This window comes from Caballeronia catudaia (genome assembly GCF_001544755.2).
Taxonomy (GTDB): Bacteria; Pseudomonadota; Gammaproteobacteria; order Burkholderiales; family Burkholderiaceae; genus Caballeronia; species Caballeronia catudaia.
The window spans coordinates 139,409-163,004 of record NZ_FCOF02000008.1 but is presented as its reverse complement, the minus strand read 5'-3'; the positions used below and the strand labels follow the sequence as shown (position 1 = coordinate 163,004).

15 protein-coding genes are annotated in these 23,596 nt (G+C 60.7%); 9 read left to right on the top strand and 6 right to left on the bottom strand.

Annotated features, from left to right (window positions below; all coding sequences use genetic code 11):
• Positions 1-16: 16 nt before the first annotated feature.
• From AWB75_RS11535 to AWB75_RS11525, 3 genes are all read right to left on the bottom strand, one after another.
• Entirely contained in the window at positions 17-2,377 is a 2,361-nt protein-coding gene (locus tag AWB75_RS11535; RefSeq protein WP_061124208.1) for a beta strand repeat-containing protein, read from the bottom strand.
• A 309-nt stretch (positions 2,378-2,686) separates the two neighbouring features.
• On the bottom strand, positions 2,687-3,055 hold the full coding sequence (locus AWB75_RS11530; RefSeq protein ID WP_061124311.1) for a hypothetical protein: 369 nt from the start codon (positions 3,053-3,055) through the stop codon (positions 2,687-2,689).
• A gap of 151 nt (positions 3,056-3,206) precedes the next feature.
• Complete coding sequence (locus tag AWB75_RS11525; protein WP_061124207.1) at positions 3,207-4,352, bottom strand: porin; 1,146 nt, start codon at positions 4,350-4,352, stop codon at positions 3,207-3,209.
• Positions 4,353-4,629: 277 nt separating this feature from the next.
• Between AWB75_RS11525 and aldA the strand changes: the two genes are divergently transcribed.
• The 9 genes from aldA (at position 4,630) to AWB75_RS11480 (ending at position 18,977) form a co-directional block, all read left to right on the top strand.
• Positions 4,630-6,054, top strand: coding sequence for an aldehyde dehydrogenase (aldA, locus tag AWB75_RS11520; RefSeq protein ID WP_061124206.1), 1,425 nt, complete (start codon positions 4,630-4,632; stop codon positions 6,052-6,054).
• Positions 6,055-6,173: 119 nt separating this feature from the next.
• Positions 6,174-7,478, top strand: coding sequence for an MFS transporter (locus tag AWB75_RS11515; protein WP_061124205.1), 1,305 nt, complete (start codon positions 6,174-6,176; stop codon positions 7,476-7,478).
• The gene (locus tag AWB75_RS11510; RefSeq protein WP_061124204.1) at positions 7,475-8,692 is read left to right on the top strand and encodes a mandelate racemase/muconate lactonizing enzyme family protein; all 1,218 of its coding nucleotides are present in this window, start codon (positions 7,475-7,477) and stop codon (positions 8,690-8,692) included. The genes AWB75_RS11515 and AWB75_RS11510 overlap by 4 nt, the downstream gene beginning before the upstream one ends.
• A gap of 24 nt (positions 8,693-8,716) precedes the next feature.
• Positions 8,717-10,375 carry a GMC family oxidoreductase gene (locus AWB75_RS11505; RefSeq protein ID WP_061124203.1) on the top strand — a complete coding sequence of 553 codons (1,659 nt, stop codon included), beginning with the start codon at positions 8,717-8,719 and terminating at the stop codon, positions 10,373-10,375.
• A gap of 160 nt (positions 10,376-10,535) precedes the next feature.
• Positions 10,536-11,453 carry a LysR substrate-binding domain-containing protein gene (locus AWB75_RS11500; protein WP_061124202.1) on the top strand — a complete coding sequence of 306 codons (918 nt, stop codon included), beginning with the start codon at positions 10,536-10,538 and terminating at the stop codon, positions 11,451-11,453.
• 12 nt (positions 11,454-11,465) lie between these two features.
• A complete protein-coding gene (locus tag AWB75_RS11495) occupies positions 11,466-12,335 on the top strand; it encodes a LysR substrate-binding domain-containing protein (RefSeq protein WP_061124201.1) in 870 nt (289 codons plus the stop codon).
• 347 nt (positions 12,336-12,682) lie between these two features.
• The gene (locus AWB75_RS11490; protein ID WP_061124200.1) at positions 12,683-15,424 is read left to right on the top strand and encodes a type VI secretion system Vgr family protein; all 2,742 of its coding nucleotides are present in this window, start codon (positions 12,683-12,685) and stop codon (positions 15,422-15,424) included.
• 2 nt (positions 15,425-15,426) lie between these two features.
• Positions 15,427-17,901: a phospholipase D-like domain-containing protein gene (locus AWB75_RS11485; RefSeq protein WP_061124199.1), complete on the top strand. Its 2,475-nt coding sequence runs from the start codon at positions 15,427-15,429 to the stop codon at positions 17,899-17,901.
• The gene (locus AWB75_RS11480; RefSeq protein WP_143746424.1) at positions 17,898-18,977 is read left to right on the top strand and encodes a T6SS immunity protein Tli4 family protein; all 1,080 of its coding nucleotides are present in this window, start codon (positions 17,898-17,900) and stop codon (positions 18,975-18,977) included. The genes AWB75_RS11485 and AWB75_RS11480 overlap by 4 nt, the downstream gene beginning before the upstream one ends.
• A 661-nt stretch (positions 18,978-19,638) precedes the next feature.
• Here AWB75_RS11480 and AWB75_RS11465 read toward each other — a convergent pair.
• From AWB75_RS11465 to AWB75_RS11455, 3 genes are all read right to left on the bottom strand, one after another.
• Positions 19,639-21,000 carry an MFS transporter gene (locus tag AWB75_RS11465; protein ID WP_061124310.1) on the bottom strand — a complete coding sequence of 454 codons (1,362 nt, stop codon included), beginning with the start codon at positions 20,998-21,000 and terminating at the stop codon, positions 19,639-19,641.
• A gap of 118 nt (positions 21,001-21,118) precedes the next feature.
• The gene (locus AWB75_RS11460) at positions 21,119-22,558 is read right to left on the bottom strand and encodes an NAD-dependent succinate-semialdehyde dehydrogenase (RefSeq protein ID WP_061124195.1); all 1,440 of its coding nucleotides are present in this window, start codon (positions 22,556-22,558) and stop codon (positions 21,119-21,121) included.
• Positions 22,555-23,592 (bottom strand): aldo/keto reductase, encoded by a 1,038-nt coding sequence (locus AWB75_RS11455; protein WP_061124194.1) that lies wholly within the window; start codon positions 23,590-23,592, stop codon positions 22,555-22,557. Before AWB75_RS11455 ends, AWB75_RS11460 begins: the two co-directional genes overlap by 4 nt.
• Between the last annotated feature and the right edge of the window lie 4 nt (positions 23,593-23,596).

The following is a 23,596-nucleotide window of genomic DNA, read 5'->3' as shown; positions in this document are numbered from 1 at the left end:
CGTCTCACGATCCGCTTTACGGCTGCGCCTGCTGCCACTGCAGCACCGGATGCGTCGCTCCCGCCGGCATCGCCCAGACCCCGCCCGCCGGGATATTCCAGTCGAGGTAATTCGACACGTTGCTCATCTGCGCGGTGGTCATCCCGTTCGCATCCGGCGGCACGGTCCCCGAGTTCGATCCCGCGGCGCTCGTGCGTATCGTTGTGTCCTTGTTCCAGTAGACGTTGTTATGAATCGCGCCCTGGTTGTACGCCGCAATGCCGCCGTACGCATCGCCCGGAGGCCCGCCGCCGCCGACCTGGCCGACCGCGAACGATTCGTTGATGACGCCCGTCGCGCCGTTGACGTACACGAGCCCGCCGCCGCCGAATCCGCCGACGCCGCCCGTCGCGTACGACTGCGTGATGAGGCCCGTGTTGAACGCGACGAGCCCGCCCGTCTCGCCATGCGTGCCGGCGAACGTCGTGCCGGTCGCATACGACTGCGCGATGGTGCCGTTGTTCACGCCGACGAGCCCGCCCGCCGGCGTCTGATAGCCGACATCCGCCGTGCTCGACGAGCGCTCGATGATCCCGTTGTTCACGCCCGCGACTCCGCCCGCGCCGCGGCCGCCGAAGCCGTTCTGACTGACTGAGCCCGTCGTATTGACGTAGGTGATCAGACCGTCGTTCTGCCCCGCGAGCAAGCCGAGCCCGCCCGATGAATAGCCGCTCGTCCTCGCGTTCGTGAGATTCATGTTGCGCACGACGCCGCTCGCGCCGATCACGCCGAACATGCCGTAGTAATCATCGTTGAGATTCGAAGTCGACGTGAGCTTGTCGATCGTGTGGCCGAAGCCGTCGAACTGGCCGGTGAACGGCGTCGACGTCGCGCCGATCGCCGTGAAGGAGTTCGGATACGCGGTCACGCTCGCATCGATATCCTTGCCGAGCGCATAGTTGCCCGCGAGGTCCTGCGGCACCTTTTGCAGATCGCCGAGCGTGTTCACGAGCCTGTACCCGATCGCCTGCGTGACGAGCCCGCTATACGGCGCGGCCGTCCATCCGCTGTTCGTGAGCAGCGTGCCGGGCGCGTACGTGCCGTTCATGTCGTAGAGCGCGCTCACGATGCCGCCGCTCTTCGACCAGTCGATCGTGCCGCCGTTCGTCACGCTGCCGCCGTTGTCGATGCCACCGGCATCCGCGCGCAACGTGAGATTGCCGTTGCCGGTGTTGGCGATGGTCGCGCCGGGAACGATGGTCACGCCATGCGCCGCGCCGAGCGTCAGCGATCCACTGCCGTTCCATTGGACGTTGCCGGTCACGGTGACATCGCCGCTGGCGGATTCGACATCGACCGATGTGCCGTTCGCCAGGCTGCGCGCGAGCGTGTCGCCGCTCGTCTGATCGACGGTGAAGGTCTGCGCGCCGAGCTTCCACGCGCGCGCCTGAACGTCCGCGCCCGCGATGTCGAGCGTGTTGCCGCGCGTCTCGACCGTGCCGCCGCTGCCGTCCGCGTTGGCCGCCACGATCGCGCCGTTCGCGTGCACCGTGCCCTTGTCGGCGACGAGCCACACGTGGCCGTCGCGCGTCGCGGTGCCGGTCGCGCGGATCGCGGCGCTGTTGCCCGCGAGCGCGTAGACGTTGCCGTCGGCGGCTTGCAGATTCGCCTGCGCCGCCTCGATCGCGCCGCCGTTCATCGCCGTGCCGCCGCTGCCCGCCTGCACGAAAACCTGCTGTCCACCCGAGGCGTCCCGCAGCAATACCTGATTGCCCGTCGCGATCTCGACCGTGCCGTTCGGCGCGCTGATGCTGCCGCCGTTCACCGCCGCCGTGCGCGACACGAGAAACACGTCGCCGCCGCTCGATCCGATCTTGCCGAGATTGATGACCATGCCGTCGCCGCCGCCCGAGAGCGTCAGCGGGCCGCCCTGCATGAACGCATCGCTGTCGATGTTCAACGCCGACGCGACGAAGCGCCCGCCCGTCGCGACGACACCGCCCGGCCCGACCAGCACGCCCTGCGGATTGACGAGATACACGCTGCCCGTCGCGTTGAGCTGGCCGAGGATGACGGAGGCTTCGCCGCCCGTCACGCGATTGAGCGTCGCGCCGTTGCCGTTGTTGAACGTGACCTGCCGCCCGCCGCCGATCGAGAAGCTGCTCCAGTCGATGACCCCGCGCGATGTCGTCTGATTGATGGTGAGCGACGCCGTGTCGCCGCCGATCGCACCGCTGCCCGCGACGAACTGGCCGCCGCTCGGCAAGGGCGGCGCGGCATCGGCGAGGCTCGCGCACGACAGGCCCGCGACGAGCGGCACGAGCATCGCGAGCGGACGCAGGCGCGCGCGGCGACGAATGCGGATTCGGGAAAGAAGCGGACGAATGTTGCGCTGCATGGGCCTTTCTCCGGTCAGTGTCGATCGTTCTGGTCGTTCTGGTCGTTCTGGTCGATTTGGCCGCTGACGGTGTAGCCGCTTGTCGCCCCGGCGATTCTGGAGTCACGGCCGGGAGGCGCGAACATCGACGTGCGAGCAGGCGCGCCGATGGTAGCGCCCGGCGTTACGCGTCAATGTGGGGTTCCGCACATTCATGCGGCTCAAAAAAATGCCAGTACGCGGACGCGAGACGTGCCGGGCCTCAAGCGCGGCGCGGCATGGAAATTGAGCGCGGCGGCGGGAGAACCTGAAGGGGAATTGAAAGCGCTGTCAATGCGAAGGCTTGCGCCGGCTGGATAGCTCGATCCAGCATTCGTGATAGATGCGCTGCACGAGCGCGCTTTCGTAGTCGAGGTCTTCGCCTTCGAGAATGCGCTCGATGTCGCCGCGCGAGGCGTCGGCGTCGAGCATCGCGGAGAAGCGTGCGGCGAGCGCCTGCGCTGCAACGGAAAGCCGCGCGGTTTCGATCCACTCCGCCGCGCGATGATGCCGGTCGAGCCAGCGATGCGCGGTGCGTACCTGAAACGACGCATCGGGCCAGTCGCCTTCGATGTAGTACGCGCCGAGCAATCCGCACGTGAGCCAGCACAGCAGATGAACCCGGTCGTCGGGCCCGAGGGGATAGCGCACTTGACTCATGATGGCGGCATCGAAATGACCCATCGGAATGACGCATCGACGATAGCATGCCGCGCGCGAGCGCGGCATGCGGCCCGCGTATGGTGCGGCGCGGCCGCCATGCGCGCTCGGGCAGCTCAAGACGAGCCGCCCGATTCGACAGCGGAAAGCGTCAGAACGCGTGCCGCAGCGCGACGCGCGCGACGAACTGCTTCGAGTTCGACGACAAACCCTGCGTGCCCGGAATGAAGGCCTGATCCATCACGGAATCCGTCGAGCTCCCCGCGATCTTCTGATAGGCGCCCTGCACGTACACGTCGGTGCGCTTCGACAGGAAGTAATCCGCCATCAGCCCCGCCGAGTGGATGTGCGGCTTCACGGTGCCGGCCGTCGAGTCGTAGGTTTCCATCGAATAGACATACTGCGCGCCGACGAAGAACGCCGGCGTGAACTGATATTTCCCGTTCACTTCGAAGTTCTGATATTTGAGGTTCTTGAGCGTGTTGCCCGGCGATGCGAGCGGCACGCCGATATACCCGTTCGTCACCGGATCGCGATAACTCGAATTCGTGTACGCGAATCCCGCGGTCGCGTTGCCGAACGTGTAGTTCACGCCCGCGCCGAAAATCTGCATGCGCGCCGCGATGAAGCTCGCGTCGTTCGTCGCGATCGCGCCGTTCGCGGTCAGCCCCGTGCCATCGGCGCGCAGATAAGCCGCGCCCGCCAGCAATCCGCCATTCGCATACGACGCGCCGACGCTGTACTGCCGGTTGTTCGCGAAGCCCGTGTCGTTGCTGAAACTATACGTGCCGCCGAACTGGAACCCGCCGATGGACGGGCTCGTGTACTTCACCGTGTTGTTCACGCGGAACGAGTTGTCGGTGTTGTCGTTGTCGAACGGATGCGCGAAGAGATAACCGGCCCAGTTGCCGTTGGCGGTCGTCGGCGCGAGATAGTCGACGACGGAATCGTACTGGCGTCCGAACTTGACCGATCCGAAGCGCTCGTTGCTCACGCCGACATAAGCCTGCCGCCCGAACATGCGCCCGCCCTGACCGGCCGCGCCGTTGCTCAGATTCACGCCGCTTTCGAGTTGAAACAGGGCCTTCGTTCCGCCGCCCAGATCTTCGACGCCGCGCAGGCCCCAGCGGCTGCCTGCCGCATAACCGCTCGTCAGTTCATACACGTGATTGCCGCCGACGTTGCTCGTGTAATCGAACCCTTCGTCGAGGATGCCGTACAGCGTGACGCTGCTTTGGGCATGAACGGACGTGGCGATGCACGCGAGCGCAGCCAGCGAGATTGCTTTGATTCTCATGAAAGTCTCGAATCTTTTACTTTTTGATTAAGAAGTCCAAACCGTCGATAAGGCGGGACCGCGAGCGACGGATTGTGAGCGATGCAAGGTGGACTGCAAAAGGATTTAGTCGAACAGCAATCGTGAGTTTTTTGAATGTTCATCCAGCGAATTCTTCGCTTGTCGTTGCAGCGCGACGCGCGGAAGAATGCGTCGCAAATGCGTTGCATTGTCGCGGCGCTGCCCGGTATGCGGGAGCCCGACGGAAACCCGCACTGCGATCAAGGAACCGCCAGACATGAAGCTAGAACGGAATTTTGTGAACGGACGTTTCATCGAGCCCGTGAACGATCAGGTCACCGCCATCCTGAATCCCGCGACCGAAGAGGTGCTCGGCCATGTTCACAACGCCTCGCGCGAAGAGGCGCTTCGCGCCGTCGATCAGGCCGCCGCCGCGCAACGCCTGTGGCGCGTGATGCCCGCCGCCGAGCGTGGCGCGCACATGCAGCGTCTCGCGGACGCCATCGTCGAAGCGTCCGCCGAAATCGGCGCCGCGCTCGCGATGGAATCCGGCAAAAGCCTGCTCGATGCGACCAACGAAGCCGTCTACGCCGCGCAGATCACGCGCTATCACGCGGAATGGGCGCGCCGTATCGAAGGCGAAGTCATTCCGAGCGATACGTCCGACGAGAACCTCGTCCTGCATCGCGAGCCGATCGGCGTCGTTGCGTGCCTGATCCCGTTCAACTTTCCGATCTACACGCTGATGCGCAAGATCGCGCCCGCGCTGATCGCGGGCAACACGGTCGTCGTGCGCCCGAGCAACAACACGCCGACGTCGGCGTTCGAGCTGGCGCGGGCGGTCGAACGCGCGGCGCTGCCCGCGGGCGTCGTCAATATTCTTTCGATGGATCACGCGACGGCCGAAGCCGTCTGCACGCATCCGAAGATCGGCATGATCACGCTGACGGGCAGCGTCAACGCGGGCCGCAAGGTGCTCGAATATTGCAAGGCGAACATCGCGAAACCTTCGCTGGAACTTGGCGGCAAGACGCCCGCGATCGTCGAGCCGGACGCCGACTTGCAGAAGGCCGCGCGCGAGCTCGTCGCGTCGAAGCTCACGCATAGCGGCCAGCTTTGCACGGCCATCGAACGCGTGTATGTGCACGAGAGCATCCACGATGAATTCGTCGGCTTGCTGCGCGAGCAGATGAAAGCGAAGCAAATCGGCAATCGCGATGAAGACGCGAGCCACATGGGTCCGCTCGTGAACAAGGCGTCGCGCGACGGCGTTCACGCGATGGTCCGGCGCGCGATCGAAGCGGGCGCCACGCTCGAAACGGGCGGCGAGGTGCCGAACCGCAAGGGCTTTTTCTATCCGCCGACGCTGCTGTCGAACTGCCGTCAGGACATGGAGATCGTGCAGGAAGAAACCTTCGGTCCCGTGCTCGCGGTGCTGAAGTACGCGACGATCGACGAAGCGCTCGCGATGGCCAACGATCATCAGTTCGGCCTTTCGTCGGTGCTCTACACCGAGAACTATCGCACGGCGATGAAGGTCGCCAATGCCATCGAAGCAGGCGAGCTCTATATCAACCGCACGCCTGCGGATCCGTATCAGGGTTTCCATGCCGGCTGGAAGCGCTCCGGCATCGGCGGCGACGACGGCAAGCACGGCATGCTCGAATTCACGCAAACGCGTCTCGTCGTCATGAAGTACTGATTCTCGCGGCCGGCGCGCGCCGGTCCGCACTCGATCCATCATCTAACAAAAAACACAGTGAAGGCGCGTCGTCGCGGCATGCGTTTGCCGTGACGCGGCCCTTTAAGGAGAGCACGTCCGTGTCATCGAATCCCGCTCAATCCGCTCAGAGCGTCGCCGCGCCGCGCGAAGCCTCGCGCACCGACCGCTATATCCAGCTCGCGCTGCTCGTGATCGCCGCTGGCGCCATCTATCCGATTCTGTATCTGCGGCAGGTCTACCAGCCGACGATGCTCGAAGTCTTCCATATCTCCGAAGCGCAGCTCGGCTATCTCTACTCCGCGCTCGGCACGATCTTTCTGGTGTGCTATCTGCCGAGCGGCTGGCTCGCGGACCGCGTCAGGCCGCGCGTGCTCATCAGCTTTTCGCTGATCGCGACGGGCGCGCTCGGGCTGTGGTACTCCACGGCGCCGTCGTTCGGTTCGCTGATCGTGATCTTCGGCGGCTGGGGCCTGACGACGGGCCTCACGTTCTGGGCCGCGATCATCAAGCGCGTGCAGATGATCGCCGCCGCCGACGAGCAAGGCCGCTTTTTCGGCTTCCTCGACGGTGGGCGCGGCCTGATCGAAGCGCTGCTCGCGACCATCGCGATTTCGCTCTTCGCGTGGATGACGCAGACGCGCGGCGCATCGACGGAAGCGGGCTTCCGGCTTGTCGTCTATATGTACGCGTTCCTGTGCATCGGGCTGGGCGTGGTGCTTGGTCTCGTGCGTGATCCGCAAGCCGGCCAGGCCGCCGCGACGGCGAAGCGCGAGAAGCGCAACGTGCTGCGCGACCTCGTTTCGCTGATGAAGAATCCGCAACTCGCGCTGCTCTCGGCGATCGTGTTCTGCGGCTATCAAGTGTTCTGGTCGACGTACAGCTTCTCCGCTTATCTGCACGAAAAGGAAATCGGCCTGACGGTGGTCGCGGCAGGTTTCATCACGACCCTCAAGCTGTGGATGCGGCCGATCGGCGGCATCGGCGGCGGCTTTCTCGGCGACCGCTTTTCGAAGACTTCCGTGCTGATCGTCGCGCTGTTCTCGGCTTCCGCCGCGCTGCTCGTGCTGATGGCCGCGCCGGGCATTTCGAGTCATGCGGTCGTTGCGGTGCTCGTGCTGTTCATCGGCGTGATGACGTATGCGATTCGCGGGCTCTACTGGTCGTTGCTCGATCAATGCAAGGTGCCGCCCGAAACGATGGGTCTCGCCATCGGTCTCGTATCCGTCGTCGGCTATTCGCCCGATGCGGTGCTGCCGCTCATCAACGGTTATCTCACGCAGAACTATCCGGGCGTGTACGGCTATCAGCTTTACTTCGGCTACATCGCCTTCATGTCCGCGCTCGGCGGCGTGGCGGCCATCATGTTCAAACTTCGACTCGGGAAGCAGGGAGCACAACAATGAAGATCGCCGCGCTGGAAACGCATATCGTCGCTGTGCCGCCGCCTCATATCGGCGGGATGTACTGGATCTTCGTGAAGCTGCGCACGGCGTGCGGCATCGAAGGCGTCGGCGAAATCTATTCCGCGACGTTCCATCCGAAAGCGATGACGCCGATCATCGAAGATGTCTTTCAGCGCTATCTGGAAGGCCACGATCCGCATCATGTCGAGCGCTTTTATCGCGAAGCGTATTCGAGCGGCTTCACGCAGCGCCCCGATCTCACGATGATGGGCGTCGTCAGCGGTCTCGAAATGGCGTGCTGGGACATCATCGGCAAGGCGGCGGGCAAGCCCGTCCATGAACTGCTCGGCGGCCGCGTGCATGAGCGCCTGCGTTCGTACACGTATCTGTATCCGAAGAATAGCCGCGGCGAGTACGACTACGACGATCCCGATCTCGCCGCCGAATGCGCCGCGCATAACGTCGCGAAGGGTTTCACGGCCGTCAAGTTCGATCCGGCCGGCCCGTACACCGCGTATTCGGGCCATCAGATTTCGCTCGAAGTCATGGACCGTTGCGAAACGTTCTGCCGCAAGGTGCGCGAAGCGGTCGGCAGCAAGGCCGATCTCCTGTTTGGCACGCACGGCCAGATGGTGCCGTCGTCGGCCATTCGACTCGCGCAGCGCCTCGCAAAGTTCGATCCGCTGTGGTTCGAAGAGCCGGTGCCGCCGGGACAGGAAGGCGCGATGGCGCAAGTCGCCGAGAAGACCAGCATTCCGATCGCGGCGGGCGAGCGCCTCACGACAAAATACGAGTTCTTCAAGCTGCTCGACGCGAAAGCCGCATCGATTCTGCAATTCAACGTCGGGCGCGTGGGCGGCTTGCTCGAAGCGAAGAAAATCGCGAGTCTCGCCGAGGTCTATTACGCGCAGATCGCGCCGCATCTCTACAACGGACCCGTCGGCGCGGCAGCGAGCATTCAGGTCGCCGCGTGCTCGCCGAACTTCCTGATCCAGGAAAGCATCGAGACGTGGGGCGGTTTCCACGCCGAAGTGCTCAAGACGCCGATCCGCTGGGAAGACGGTTACATCGTTCCGTCGACGGAGCCGGGTCTCGGCGTCGAACTGAACATGGACGTCGTGCGCGCGCATACGCCGTACACGGGCGAGCGGCTGCACTTGCAGATGGCGGCGAAACCCGCCGACGTGAAGGATCTCGCGCCCGCGAAGGGCTGAGCGCAAAAGGCGAACAGACACATCATGGAATTCGATTACATCATCGTTGGCGCGGGATCGGCGGGCTGCATCCTCGCGAACCGGCTGACCGAGTCGGGCGAGCATTCGGTGCTGCTGCTCGAAGCGGGCGGCGCGGACGATTCGTTCTGGTTCAAGATTCCGGTCGGCTTCACGAAGACCTACTACAACCCGGAATACAACTGGATGTATTACAGCGAGCCGGAAGCGCAATTGAAGGACCGCTCGCTGTATTGTCCGCGCGGCAAGGTGCAGGGCGGTTCCGGTTCGATCAACGCGATGATCTACGTGCGCGGCCAGCCGCATGATTTCGATGACTGGGCGCGCGCGGGCAACGCGGGCTGGAGCTATCGCGACGTGCTGCCGTATTTCCGCCGCCTCGAATCGCACTGGGCCGGCGACACCGAGTATCACGGCGCGCACGGCAAGATCGGCATATCGTCGATGAAGGAAGAAGCGCACCCGATTTGCGGAACCTTCCTCGAAGGCGCGCGGCAGGCGGGCTATCCGGTGACCGGCGACATCAACGGCGCGGATTACGAAGGCGCGACCGTCTACGATCTCAACGCACGCAAGGGCGAACGTTCGTCGAGCAGCTTCGAATATCTGCATCCGGTGCTCGGGCGCAAGAACCTGCGCGTGGAGCGCAAGGTCAGCGTGAGCCGCGTGCTGTTCGACGGCAAGCGCGCGATGGGCGTGATGGCGACGCGCAACGGCGAGTCGATGCAGTTCCGCGCGAAGCGTGAAGTGATCTTGTCGGCGGGCGCGGTCGATACACCGAAGCTGATGCAGCTTTCCGGCCTGGGCGATAGCGCGCTGCTCGCCAAGCACGGCATTCCTGTCGTGCATGAGTTGCCGGCGGTCGGCAAGAATCTGCAGGATCACCTGTGCGTGAGCTTTTACTATCGCGCGACGGTGAAGACGCTGAACGACGAGCTCGGTTCCCTCTTCGGCAAGGCCAAGGCCGCGATGCGTTATCTCATCTCGCGCAAGGGGCCGCTCTCGATGAGCGTCAACCAGTCGGGCGGTTTCTTCAAGGGCGATGACGACGAGACCGAGCCGAACCTGCAACTGTATTTCAATCCGCTGTCGTATCGCATTCCGAAGAGCAGCAAGGCGCAACTGGAGCCGGAGCCGTATTCGGGCTTCTTGCTGTGCTTCAACCCGTGCCGGCCGACGAGCCGTGGATCGGTCGAGATCGCATCGGACCGCGTGGAAGATGCCGCGAAAATCCGCATCAACGCGCTGACGACGCCGAAGGACATCCGCGAAGCCGTGCAGGGCAGCAAGCTCGTGCGCAAGATCATGAATTCGAAGGCGTTGCGCGCGATCACGGCGGAGGAAATTTCGCCGGGGCCGGACGTGAAGAGCGACGAAGCCATGCTCGATTACTTCCGCGAGCAATCCGGCTCGATCTACCACCTGTGCGGCTCCTGCGCGATGGGGCCGGACGCGGGCACGGCGGTCGTCGACGAGCGTCTGCGCGTGCACGGCATGCAGGGCTTGCGGATCGTGGACGCATCGGTGTTTCCGAACATCACGTCGGGCAATCTGAATGCGCCGGTGATGATGGTCGCCGAGAAAGCGTCCGACATGATCCTCGACGAAGCGCGCGCGATCGTCTCCCAGGTTTCCGCGCCGGCCGAGTCCGAAGCGATCGCCTGATCCGCGCGGGGCGTGAGGGCATCGCGCCGCTTTCGCGCCCCAAAGCGGCATAATTTGGCTCGATTCGTAAAATGCTGCCCGAGAGCGGCATGTTCCGGCGTCGATGCGTGCTAAAAGCGCGCGTCGAACGCGAGGAAAGGAGATCGACTTGAAGCGAAAGATGCCCGCCCTGAATGCGCTGAGGGCCTTCGAGGTGGCCGGACACACCGGCAGCTTCACGCGCGCGGCCGAGATGCTGCATGTGACGCAAAGCGCGGTGAGCCGGCAGGTGCGCCAGCTCGAAACGCAGCTCGGCGAGCCGCTTCTTTTGCGGCGGCATCATCACCTCGAACTGTCGGCGACGGGACGACTGCTGCTCCAGGCGCTCAAGATGTCGTTCGACCGCATCGAACTCACGGTGCGCAGCATTCAGGAAAAGACGCATCTGAAGCGCTTGCGCATCAACGCGCCGCCTACCTTTTCCAGCCGCTGGCTGATGCCGCGGCTCCAATCCCTGCGCGCCGCCGCGCCCGAACTCGAAATCACGCTGACCACGCGCCTGAGGGACGATCTCGTCGAATCGGGCGCGCTCGATTGCGCGATCCGCTTCGGCAACGGCGAGTGGGACAGTCTCGACAATCAATTGCTGATGAACGAGCGGCACATCGCCGTGTGCGCGCCTTCGCTCATCGGCGAGCGTGATACATCCGATATCGACCTGAACGCATTCACGCTGCTGCACGTGCTCGCGGCCAGCGACCAGCGTTATCTCACGTGGCAGCACTGGCTCAAGGCCGCGAATCTCGACAATGTCGATACGCGCGGCGGCTACGAGTTCGATCTGCTCGATCATGCGATCCGCGCGGCCGTCGACGGATTGGGCGTCACCATCGCGGATCGTCACATGATCTCGCACGAGTTGCGGCAGGGCACGCTCGTGCCGATCGTTGATGTCGAAGTGGACGGGCATCAGTCGTACTGGCTCGTCACGCGGACCGGTCAGGACGATTCGCCGCAAGTCGCGCTCTTTCGCGATTGGCTGCGCGAGGAGATCGAGAAGCAGACGCGCGGTCGTGGCGGGAAGCGAGCACGCGTCTAGAAGGAAAAGATCATGCGGCGACTGCCATCTCTGACCGCGCTGCGCTTCTTCGAAGAGAGCGCGCGCCATATGAGCTTCAATAAGTCCGCCGCCGCGTTGTGCGTGACGCCGGGCGCGGTGAGCCGCCAGATTCGGCTGCTGGAAGATGCGCTCGGCGCGAAGCTTTTCGATCGCGATCACAAGGGCATACGTCTCACGAAGCAGGGCGCGGAACTGCTCGCGTGCTTGTCGCAGGCGTTCGATTCGATCGAGCGCGTGACGCGTTCGCTCTCGACCGCGCAACGCGGCGCGCGCAGGCGTCTGACCGTGAGCGCGCCGCCGACGTTCGCGACGCGCTGGCTTTCGCCACGGCTCGGCTCGCTGATGGACGCGGTCCCCGACATCGATCTTTCCGTTCGCACCGATGCCACCGATGATCGTCAGTGCAGCATTCGCTTCGGTTACGAGGCGCGGGCGGATCATCGGTCGGAGTTGCTGTTCATCGAGCGGCATGTGCTCGTGGGCGCGATGAAGTTCGCGGGGCAATCGGTCGAAGCGCTGCTGGAGCGGTTGCCGGCGCTGCATGTGCTGCATAACGATGCGCGGCTTACGCTGTGGCCCAACTGGCTCGATGCGGCCGGCTTGCCGCGCGCGTTCGGCGAGGATGGCATCGAATTCTCGACGCTCGATCAGGCGATTCACGCGGCGCGCGCGGGATCGGGGCTGGCGGTGGTGGACCGGAACATGATCGCCGATGAGTTGCACGATGGGTCTCTCATGCTGCTGTCGGCGGTGGAATCGGCGGGGCCTTATGGGTACTGGCTGGATATCGCGGCTGAGTATGCGGGTTCGGATTGTGTGCAGGCGTTTGGGGAGTGGTTGCGCAGCGAAGGGGCGGAGTGAAGGCCTTCGCCGTGCGCCGCTTATCTGCAATTGATCTTCGTTGTGCCGGATGCGTCGACGCGATAGAGATATTCATCGGCCCTTTGAGAAAGTTCGAAGTCACGCGTCGTCCTGTCGGGAACTAACTGAGAGCGTCGCCATAGCTCATCCATACGCATAGCATGCCTGATCATTGAAAAAGCACAAGAGCGGGTGTGATTTTGTCCGAGTTGGGGCGCAATGGTCTTGTCAGGTCGGATGCGATTCGCTATCTTCGTTTCCCGAATAGATGGATCGAATCGCGGATGCCGCCAACGCTTGCTCTTTAGCAAGCTTCGATGGCACTGCTTAGGAAAGCGAGGTTATCAATGGCCGACGTGCTGGATAAAGCCCTGCAGCGGGTTGCAGGGCAAGTAGTGACCGGGCGGCAGGAATACCACCTGGAAGTCTTTGGCGCAGAAGAGAAGGCGCAGGGCTTTTCGGTCTTGTCGTGTAACGTGCGTGAACGCATGGGCGAGCCCGTGGTGGCCACCATCGTACTGACGCACCCGAACCGACTCTCGCGCAAGCATTTTCTAGGCAAGGATGCAAAGTTCTCGATGAGTCCGCTGGGCGGTATGCCTCACTGCTTTTCGGGGTTCGTCGCGTCGTACAAAACCCTCAAGACCACGGCCGAATTCACCAAGTATGAAATTGAGTTGAAATCTCATTTGGGTCGGCTTGAGGGTGTCAGTCGCTTTCGGATTTATCAGCATCAGACCGCGCCGGAAATCGTGGTGTCCAAGCTGCGCGAGCACGGCATTCCGGATCACCTGATCAGTGTCCGTTTGCGTGGTGCTCACCCCCAACACGCATTCCGGTTCCAGTATGGGCAGAGCGACCTTGCCTATATTCAGATGCTGTGTCAGAAGGCGGGCATCTATCTCTACATTCAAGAGACGGAATATGGCGACCAGATCGTGCTCGGCGACGACATCGATCACTACATCTACGATCCTGAGCTCAACCTGTCCTACCGCGAAGCGTCCGGGCAAAATGCCGCGCGCGCATCGGTGTACGAATTGTCGGTTCAAGCGACGACCGTAGCCAAATCCTTCGCGGTCGCGGAATATAACCCCGAGCAGGCCTACGAACGCTTTTTTGATGAAGCGAACGTCGCGCCCGAGGATCCCACCACGTACGGCACGCCCTATGTGTTCGGCACGGGGCATCGGGATTTTGCCGGAGCGAAGTTCGAAGCGCAACTGCGCCATGAAGAAGCGATCGCCTGGCAGGTTGTGATCGAGGGTAAGAGTACCGAACCGGCGCTGCAGACCGGCCGCGTTTTCCATACCGACGAGACACTCGATGATGCGCCCGACGGGCTGATGGTCATCGAAGTGACGCACACCGGCGCACGGGACCAGGCCTATACGAACGCATTCAAGGCCATTCCTGCGGATCGGCGTTTCCGGCTTCGACTCGACGCGACGTCGTGGCCGCGCGTGGCGGGTACCCTCAGCGCCCGTGTGACTTCACCGGACCGGTACAAATATGCCTTCCTGAACGCGGCAGGCTACTACACCGTCCGCTTCGACTTCGACTTCGATGGTTGGCCCAAAGGTGGCGAAAGTGTGCCGCTGCGTTTGATCAAGCCCTTTGCAGGCGCCTTGCAGACGGGTTTCCATTTCCCGGCGCTGGACAACACCGAAGCCGTCATCACCTTCCGTGATTCCGATCCGGATAAACCCGAGATCATGGGCTTTCATCACCATAGCCAGGCGGTGGACCTCGTCACGAGCGACCGGCGGTGGATCTCGCGCGGGATGATCCGCACGCAAAGCAATAACAAGCTGCGCTTTGAAGATTGGCAGGGACAGGAGGGCATCAAGCTCAGCACGGAGCACTCAGGTAAGTCGCAGCTGAATCTTGGTTATCTGGTTGACAACACACTTGAACAGCGTGGCGAAGGCTATGAGCTTCGAACTTCGGGTTACGGCGCCGTTCGCGGCGGTAAGGGCGTCCACGTTACGGCGTACGATCAGCCGGCGGCATCGGGCAAGCAACTCGACATGCAGCAGACCGTGGCGCAACTTGAGCAGGCGCTCGAGCTTGCGAGAGCGCTGGCCGACTCGGCCCGCGCGGCCAAGGCAGAGCCTGCTGATACCGACGCGCAGCAATCGGTAAATCAGCAACTCGATGGCCTGAAAGACGCCGGATTGCTCGCGAGCGCTCCGGCATCCATCGGACTGATCGCGGGACGGGGCGTTCAGGTGGCCGCTAAAGAGAGCATCGCCGCGGTGGCGGGGAAGAACGTCGATATCAGCGTGATGAAGCGTTTTGCCGTTGCGGCAGGCGACCTCGTATCAATCTTCGCGCAGAAGCTCGGCGTGAAATTGTTTGCGGCTAAAGGCCCTGTGGAGATTCAGGCGCAGAGCGATGCGATGTCGCTTGTGGCGGACAAGGACCTCACAATTTCAAGCGTCAATGGCAAGGTAACTGTCGCCGCTGCGAGGGAACTCATTCTCGAGTGCGGTGGTGCGTTCGTCCAGTTGAAGGACGGCAACATCACGCTAGGTGGACCGGGAGATCTTTTCTTTAAGACCATCACGATTCAAAAGCAGGGGGCGGCTTCGGTCTATTCGAAGCTAGGGCCTTTGCCGGCCCAACCTCAACAAGGACCGGTGAAGTTCAACATGCTGCTGAGTGACATGCCGGGGCCAAATGGTCATCCACATACCAACACATCGTGGCGCATAGTGCAAGCAACGAGTGCTGAAAGCGCGTTGATGTCGCCAGAGTCAATTCTAAGCGGCATGAGCAGTGAGACCGGGCAACTTCTCCTTTCCGATGCGGATCAGACAAAATTGCATGAGGCTTATAACAGCGGTCCCGGCCAAGTGTGGCTTACCTATGCCGGTCAGGCGCGCGCCCTTGTGTTGAATACTCGGGTTGATGCTTTGCCTGATAGCTCGAAGTTCTATGCCGCAATGGATGCGTTGGGCTATAGCGACCGAATGTTCATAGCGCAGCAAACCGACATCGATGAGACATCGCGCCTTGTGGCGTGTGAGGAACTCCAAACAAATGACGTGCAGGTCTTGTTCAGAAAACTTAAAGGAATGGCGTAGAAATGATCGTCAACGCTAAAGAAAATCCGACGGGCAATCTTTTCGATCATGAAGTGCCGACGATACGCCAACTTGTGGACAGCGCGTCAAATGCCTATAAGGCGTATGCGACAGAGAACGTCTGGGTGTTGAACGGACCGCAGCAGTTTGCCTTGCCTCGATATGGAAACAAAGTTACCCCCTTCACGTCCGGAGAGGACTACTTTGCGGATCTATGTGACGCTATCGCCACGGCGCAAAGCACCATCTATATCGCCGATTGGATGATCAACTGGGACGCTCAAATGAAGCCCGGCGGCGACGGTGCAAACGTACGGCTATTCGATGTGTTGCTGGCGTCCGTGAAGTCCAATGCGGAACTCAAGATCTACGTGATGCCTTGGGCACATGCGGTGCCCGTGCAAACATACGACAAGTCGACCAAAACAGTATTTGAAGCAATCAATAAACTCGCTGGTAGGGAATGCGTGTGGGTGACGCTAGCGGGTGCGCTCGCTGATGATGATTCCGGTTTCTTTAGCCACCATCAGAAGTTTGTCGTAATCGATGAAAAGATCGCATTCGTGGGCGGAATGGACTTGTGCTACGGTCGTTTTGACGATGCGACCTTCGATCTGAAAGCTGACGCAAAGGGACGAGCTGGGATGAACCGTTACAACGGTTGCGCTCCGCACCTTGGCGCCGTGCGCCCGGACCAGGTAGTCAATCCCTTCAAGTTTGATGCGTGCATGCTCAAGCGGGTTGAAGCGGGCGCTTTGCAGGTCGAGTATCGGGGCGAACTACCGGGCTTGTCTTCGATAAGCTCTCCCGGGCCAAGCTATATGACATTGGATTCTACGATCCAACCGCGTATGCCTTGGCAAGATGTAAATGTGCGAATTGAGGGACCATCTGCTTACGACGTTGCTCGCAATTTTGTGATGCGCTGGAACAGCGAGGGTTATCACGTAGAGAGTCAGTCTGTGCACAGAAACGCGGGCAGCACAGTGCCGTCGAGGCGTGTACGCGGTAACAAAATTCTGCTGAGTTTTCCTCCGGAGCCCGACCAGGAAACGGGACATTGCGGTGTTCAGGTTCTGCGCAGTGCGCCGGAAAGAATGAGGAAGACTGAATATTCTTATTCAACTTTTGCCGATCGAGCAAACCTGCGACCCCCTTCGGGCAAGCAGTGTGAAATTGCATTGGCGATGCGCAACCTGATTCGTCAGGCTACGTCTTTCATCTACATTGAAAATCAGTTCTTCGTGTCTGGGTTCGTCTCAGAGCTTGCGCATACGAATCTACAAGCTAGCGATATCGTGACATCGCAACCTCTGTCCGCGCCGGCGGCGTTGATTGCGGGAAAAGGGATGGCGCAGTGGGCGACCAGAAAGTTGGCGAGTCATGCGTTCGAGGCACCGAAAAATTTCATATGCGAAGAATTAGGAAATCGTATCGGACGCACCATCATGGCGGGCGTGAAAGAGCATTTTCACGTCATCATTACCTTGCCGGTCCACCCGGAAGGCATGCTCAATGATGGCACGATCATGACGCAAGTTCATTGGACCATGCAATCACTTGTGTTTGGTTCTTTTAGCTTGCTCAACCGAGTTCGCCGATTTATTAAGGCCAAACAACTCTTCGATAACAAAGTAGAAGATTGGAAGAAAGTCTTAAGTGACGTAAATGATCTGCGCTATCAGGATGTCGACATGGATGATTGTCGAGAATACGTGACGTTACTCAATCTGCGCAACTGGGAGAAGTTGGGTGATCGATACGTCACCGAGCAGATCTACGTGCACAACAAAACGATGATCGTCGATGACCGGTATGCAATCGTGGGGAGCGCTAATATCAACGACCGGAGTATGCTAGGTTCGCGGGATTCCGAATTGGCTGTGTTGATTGCAGATACAGAAGCTGAACAGTACGACATCGATGGCAGCGGACAAACGAAGATCACGCGCAAATTTGCCCGCACATTGCGCATGGCGTTGTGGAACAAGATCTTCGGCGTAACTGGAAATGTAAGGCCGGCGGATTCGTTGAGGCAGGCGGTCGAGCAACCCGCAGATCCGAAAAGCTGGAAGGCTATTCAGCAGGTAGCAGATGCGAACACGGCTCTGTATGAGGCGGCGTTTCCGTTTATCCCGAGAAACAATTCCTATGGTGCCGAAGATGATCCCAAATATGCGTCGATATGGCCATCGTTTGATTCTTCAAATGTTAATCCTGAAGAGGCGGCAAGGCGCGCATCACGGTCGATGCCGTTCGACTCCAATTTTTGGAATGAGTCGCAACATATGCCCAAAGCCTCGTCTTTAGCAGGTGTTCGAGGCTTTGTTACGTCTTTGCCGATTTTTTGGACTAAGGGGGAAAATAACAATATGCGATATGCAACATCTTTGGTCGCAGAGAGCGAGCCAGAAAGGATGCCGACTGATGTTTCAATGGCACTGTCGCATAAAAAAAGTGAAGAGGATTCGGCATGAAAGCAGCAAGTGCGATTCAGCCAAATTTAAGACGATTGTGGCGTGCTACTTTCCTTTTTGGATTTCTCGCTTCACCTGTTCTGGCCAATCAATTCGAAGAATGTGTCGGGCGTTACCAGTTGGCGTTACCAGGAATCGCGCAACCGGCTACTGTGACGCCGCGGGTGGTTGACAGAAAATATGTAGAAGAGCCAATCCAGTTTCCGGACGGTCAACCTGCCAATCTTTCAACATTTCGTGTAAATGGTCGATTTGAGATTACAAGAGAATTGACTTTGGCTGAGTATGTAGCTTTCAAAGACGTTCTAAAAAGGCGGATTGACGAAGCTGGCAGAGACAATAAGGATCTGCTCAGGATTGAGATGTCAACAGACCGTCCTCATGCCTACGCCTACTTCGGTTCTGCTTCATCCGGGTTCAGTATTTATGCAGACGGTCAAATGGTCACATTCCGCACCGCTGGATATGGAGATAATGCAGAAGCAGGAAAAGCGAAGATCCAGAAAATTTTGAACGGGTTAGCCTTTAGAAAAGATTTCGAAGTTCCAAGAGGCGCTGGTGTCTGTCTACCTGGGGTTTTCGTCGCATTAGAGGAGAACGATCATCGGGATGTTGGTGTCACGTACCGGCTAAAAGAACATCCTGATGTTACAATTCTATTCAAGGACAAGACCAGCGCCAAGCCGATCGAAATGGTTGACGTCCATAACATGCCAGTCGGGCGACGAACGAACCTCACGTCACGCGAGCAAAACGAATTCGTCTGGAAGTACTCCGGTTTGGGAAGGGCTGTCAAGCTTGATCATGATCCGCTGCCTTTTCAGAACGTTGAACTGGACGGTCGCAAAGGGGTGTCGAGTTTCGGCACTATCACGCGAGACGACGGCACGATTGATTTTGCCTACCTTGCCACGGTACAGGGCGACCCGAATGCTGCGGTCGATACGCCCGACCTGATGCTTCTGGTTCAACGTACAGCGAAGTACGCAAAAGGAAGCCCACCGGTTTCAAAAGATGAGCTTAAGAAGATTGCGAAGGACATCGCCGCGTCCGTCATACGCCGGCCTGTGCAATGACAAAGTGGTGATCGCCACAGGGATGCGTTGACGCTGCCCGTTGAGCAGTGTCAACGCACTTTCTTCACTTAACGTCCGCAGCTGCATTGAACAGAAATGGACTTCTATCATAAAGCGACATAAAGACGCAGACCATCAGAAGCGTTTTATAGTTCGAATCAGTCCACGTCCCGATGTAGAGCGCGATATGCAGAAATGCATCATTTATCTCTCTGCTGCCCTTGATGACGCTGCTCGAAAGATCGAACAAGGTGCCAAGTCCATTGATCTGCTCTCTTGATCGAACACAATCTTCCGCATAACGCATATGTCTCCGACGAAATCGAGAGCGATTCGTGTGCTCGTTTTTGTTGCACTGGTCTTCAGTCCTCCGCTTGCGATGTATTACTTTTTCCTTCCTATCGTTGTTTGCATCAGAGAGTGGGGCGAATTCGCCAGCGATTGCCGTGATACGCTGTTTCTAACATTGATGATTCCGATGCCGATCTTCGCTCTAATTTGGTTCCTATCGCTCTTGGGTTTTTTACCTTGAATCGATTGGTCGCGCGAAAGTAATCTCAGAACTTCGCTTCCCGATCGGACAAGCTTCGACGGTACGCTTTTCCGGAGTTCATTCGTAGGACGATGCGGCTAGAACAAAAGCCGGATCGTCCCCCAAACCTCACCCCCCACTCGCCTGGCTCAACGTCAGATGCTTCGTCTCCGGCGCCCACGCGATCGACACGATCATCCCGACGAGCAACACCGCCGCGAGCGCCATCATCGTCACCTGAATGCCGGCCTGTGCGATACCGATCGGCAGCAGGAACGTCCCCACCGCCGACCCCAACCGGCTGCATGCGATCGACAACCCGACGCCGCACGCCCGCGCCTCGGTCGGAAAGCACTCCGGCGGAAACACGCCGACGAGATTCGAGAAAGCCGACATCGTCAATGTGAAGATGCCGAACGCGACGATCATCCCTACATTCGCCGATGACGGCAGCACGCTCAACGCAAACAGCGAAAGACAGCACACCGCAAACGACCCGATGAGAAACGAGCGCCGCGAAAGCCTGATCGTGAGCCAGATTCCGAGCAGCGCCCCCAGCACGAGAAAGGCGTTGAGCAGCAGATCCGCGCCCGAGCCTTCGGGCAAGCGAATCGCCGTGAGAATGCTCGGCAGGAACGTATAGATCGCGAAGTAGGGAATCACGAGGCACACGAAGAACGCGCAATTGAAGACCGTGCGGCGAATCAGATCGGGCTTGAAAAGCCGCGCGAAGCCGCCTTTCCCGGCGAAGTGCTCGCCCGTATCGGCTTCGAGCGTGACGTTCGGGCCGAAGTGCTTGCGCACGATATGCATCGCTTCATCTTTGCGGCCTTTGCCCAGTAGCCAGCGCGGCGACTCCGGCGTGCCCATCCGCAAAATCAGCACGAGAAACGCAGGCACCCCAGCGGAGGCGAGCAGCCAGCGCCACGCATCGGGCGACGCGTCCGCGTAATGCATGCCGAGCACGTTCGCGATCACATAGCCGATCGTCCAGATCACGCTGAACGAGCCGAGCAGCGTGCCGCGATGCTTGCGCGGCGAGAACTCCGCGAGGATCGCATGACCGACCGCGAAATCGCCGCCCATGCCGAAGCCGATCAGCACGCGCAACGCGACCAGCATCGCGGGTGTCGTCGCATAGAACTGCGCGAACGCGGCCGCGGTGATGATGATGAAGCTCAACAGGAAAATCTTCTGCCGGCCGACTTTGTCGGACAGCCAGCCAAACACGAGACTGCCGAGAAAAATGCCGATCAGCGCCGATGAACCGAGCAGGCCCATCCAGAATGCATCGAGCGGAATCTGCTTATTCAGCGACGACAACGCGTATCCGATCGTGCCGAGCGCATAACCTTCGGTGAAATGCGCGCCGAACGTCAGGCCCGCGATCTTCACGTGAAAGCGGTTCAGCGGCACGTCGTCGAGCGCGATGCGCTCATGCGCGGCATTGACAAGCGCGACGGTGCGCGGAGCGAGCGTTTGCGCGCCCAGGCTTTGCGTATCCAAGAGTTTCTCCTCCACTTCCGAGTGGAGCGGCGCATCGTACGCCGCTTGAAAACCGCGCACGCGAGTAGCTTTATCGTTCGTGCGTGCGCGGTGAATCGATGAATCAGCGACCGAGTCCCGCCATCATCAGGTACTTGAGCTCCATGTATTCATCGAGCCCGTACTTCGATCCTTCACGGCCCAGTCCCGATTGCTTCACGCCGCCGAAGGGCGCGACTTCCGTCGAGATGATGCCTTCGTTGATGCCGACCATGCCGCTCTCCAGCGCTTCCGCCACGCGCCACGCGCGGCCCAGATCGCGCGTGTAGAAGTACGCGGAAAGGCCGAAAGGCGTGTCGTTCGCGGCGGCGATGACGTCGTCTTCCGTTGCGAAGCGCAAGCATGCGGCCACCGGACCGAAGGTTTCTTCATCGGCGATCAACATGGACGGCGCCGCATCCGCGAGCACGGTCGGCTCGTAGAACGTGCCGCCGAGGGCATGCGGCTTGCCGCCCGTCAGCACCTTCGCGCCCTTGCTCACGGCATCGGCGACATGGGTCCGCACTTTCTTCAGCGCGGCCTCGTTGATGAGCGGTCCCTGATCGAACTCGCCTTCGAGACCGTTTCCGACGCGCAGCTTGTGCACCGCGCGCGTCAACGCCTGCGTGAACGCATCGTAGACGCCGTCCTGCACGTAGAAGCGATTCACGCAGACACACGTCTGCCCGGTATTGCGGAACTTCGACGCCATCGCGCCCTGCACGGCGGCGTCGATATCGGCGTCGTCGAAGACGATGAACGGCGCGTTGCCGCCAAGCTCAAGCGATAGCTTCTTGAGCGTATCGGCGGATTGCTTCGCAAGCAGCTTGCCGACGCGCGTCGAGCCCGTGAACGACAGCTTGCGCACATCGGGCGATTCGGTCAGCACCGCGCCGATGGCGGCAGCATCGCCGGACACGACGTTGAACACGCCCGCCGGAATGCCCGCTTCTTCTGCCAGCACCGCGAGCGCGAGCGCGGAAAGAGGCGTTTCTTCCGATGGCTTCAGCACCATCGTGCAGCCCGCCGCGAGCGCGGGACCGGCTTTGCGCGTGATCATCGCGAGCGGGAAGTTCCACGGCGTGATGGCCGCGACGACGCCCACCGGCTCGCGCGTCACGATGATTTTCGAGTTCGGCTTCGGACTCGGAATCACGTCGCCATAACTGCGCTTCGCTTCTTCCGCGAACCATTCGAAAAAGCTCGCCGCATACGCGACTTCGCCGAGCGCTTCAGCCAAAGGCTTGCCTTGCTCACGCGTGAGCAATTCCGCAAGCGTGTTGCGATTCGAGAGCATCAGCTCACCCCAGCGTTTCACGCGTGCGCCGCGTTCCTTCGCGGTCAGCGCGCGCCATGCGGGGAATGCGTGCTTCGCCGCGTCGATCGCCTGCCGCGTCTCTTCGCCGCCGCCGCGCGCGACGTTCGCGATCACATCGCCTGTCGCGGGATTGCGCACGGCATACGTGCTGGCGCTCTCGCGCCATGTGCCGCCGATGTAATGATCCGATTGGAGCAGATTGGTCATGCCGCGCGCTCCAGTGCGTTGTCGAAGACGCCTTGTGCAGCACGCGCCTCGCGCGCGATGCGCCGTCCCGCCGTGTAATCGTTGATGAGATCGCACGGCGTGTAGTTGCGCTCGAGTTCGTGCAGTTCGTCGTCGTCGAGCTTCGTGTCGAGCGCGGCGAGCGCGCTGTCGAATTGCGCCACCGAATCCGCGCCGACCAGCATGCTCGAAATGCCGGGCCGGCTCAGCACCCACGCCTGCGCGATCTGCGCCGCCGGCAGACCACGCCGCGCCGCCACGTGCGCCACCGACGCCGCGATCTCCAGCGACGCGCGATCGCCATACATTTGCGCGGTGAAGAAGTCGGTCTGATTGCGCGTGGACTTGGCGTCCGATGTCAGAAGGCCGCGCGCGAGCGGGCTGAACACCGACACGCCGACGCCCTGATCGATGCAGTACGGCACCATCTCGCGCTCTTCCTCGCGATACGCGACGTTCAACTGCAACTGCATGTTGATCGGCTTGTGCCAGCCGTTTCTCTCGCACGCCTGCATGATCTTCGCGAATTGCCACGTGTACATCGTCGAAACGCCGATATAGCGCGCCTTGCCCGCGCGCACGATATCGTCGAGCGCGCTCATCGTTTCCTCGACGGGCGTGTTCACGTCGAAGTAATGCAGCATGTAGATATCGACGTAATCCATGCCGAGACGCGAAAGCGACCCGTCGATGCCATCCATGATGTGCTTGCGTGAATGGCCGCCCGCGTTCGGATGGCTCGCCATGTCGTAGCCAACCTTCGTCGTGACGACGACTTCCTCGCGGCGCGCGACGCGCTTCAGAATGCGGCCGACGACTTCCTCGCCGACGCCCGTCGAATAGAAGTCCGCCAGATCGATGAAGTTCACGCCGCGCTCGATGGCGTGCTTCACGATCGGCTCGCTTTGCGCCTCATCGAAAATCCACGGCTTCCATTGCGGCGTGCCCATGTTCATCGTGCCGAGGCACAGGCGCGAAACCTTCAGACCGGACTGGCCGAGACGCACGTATTCCATTTGC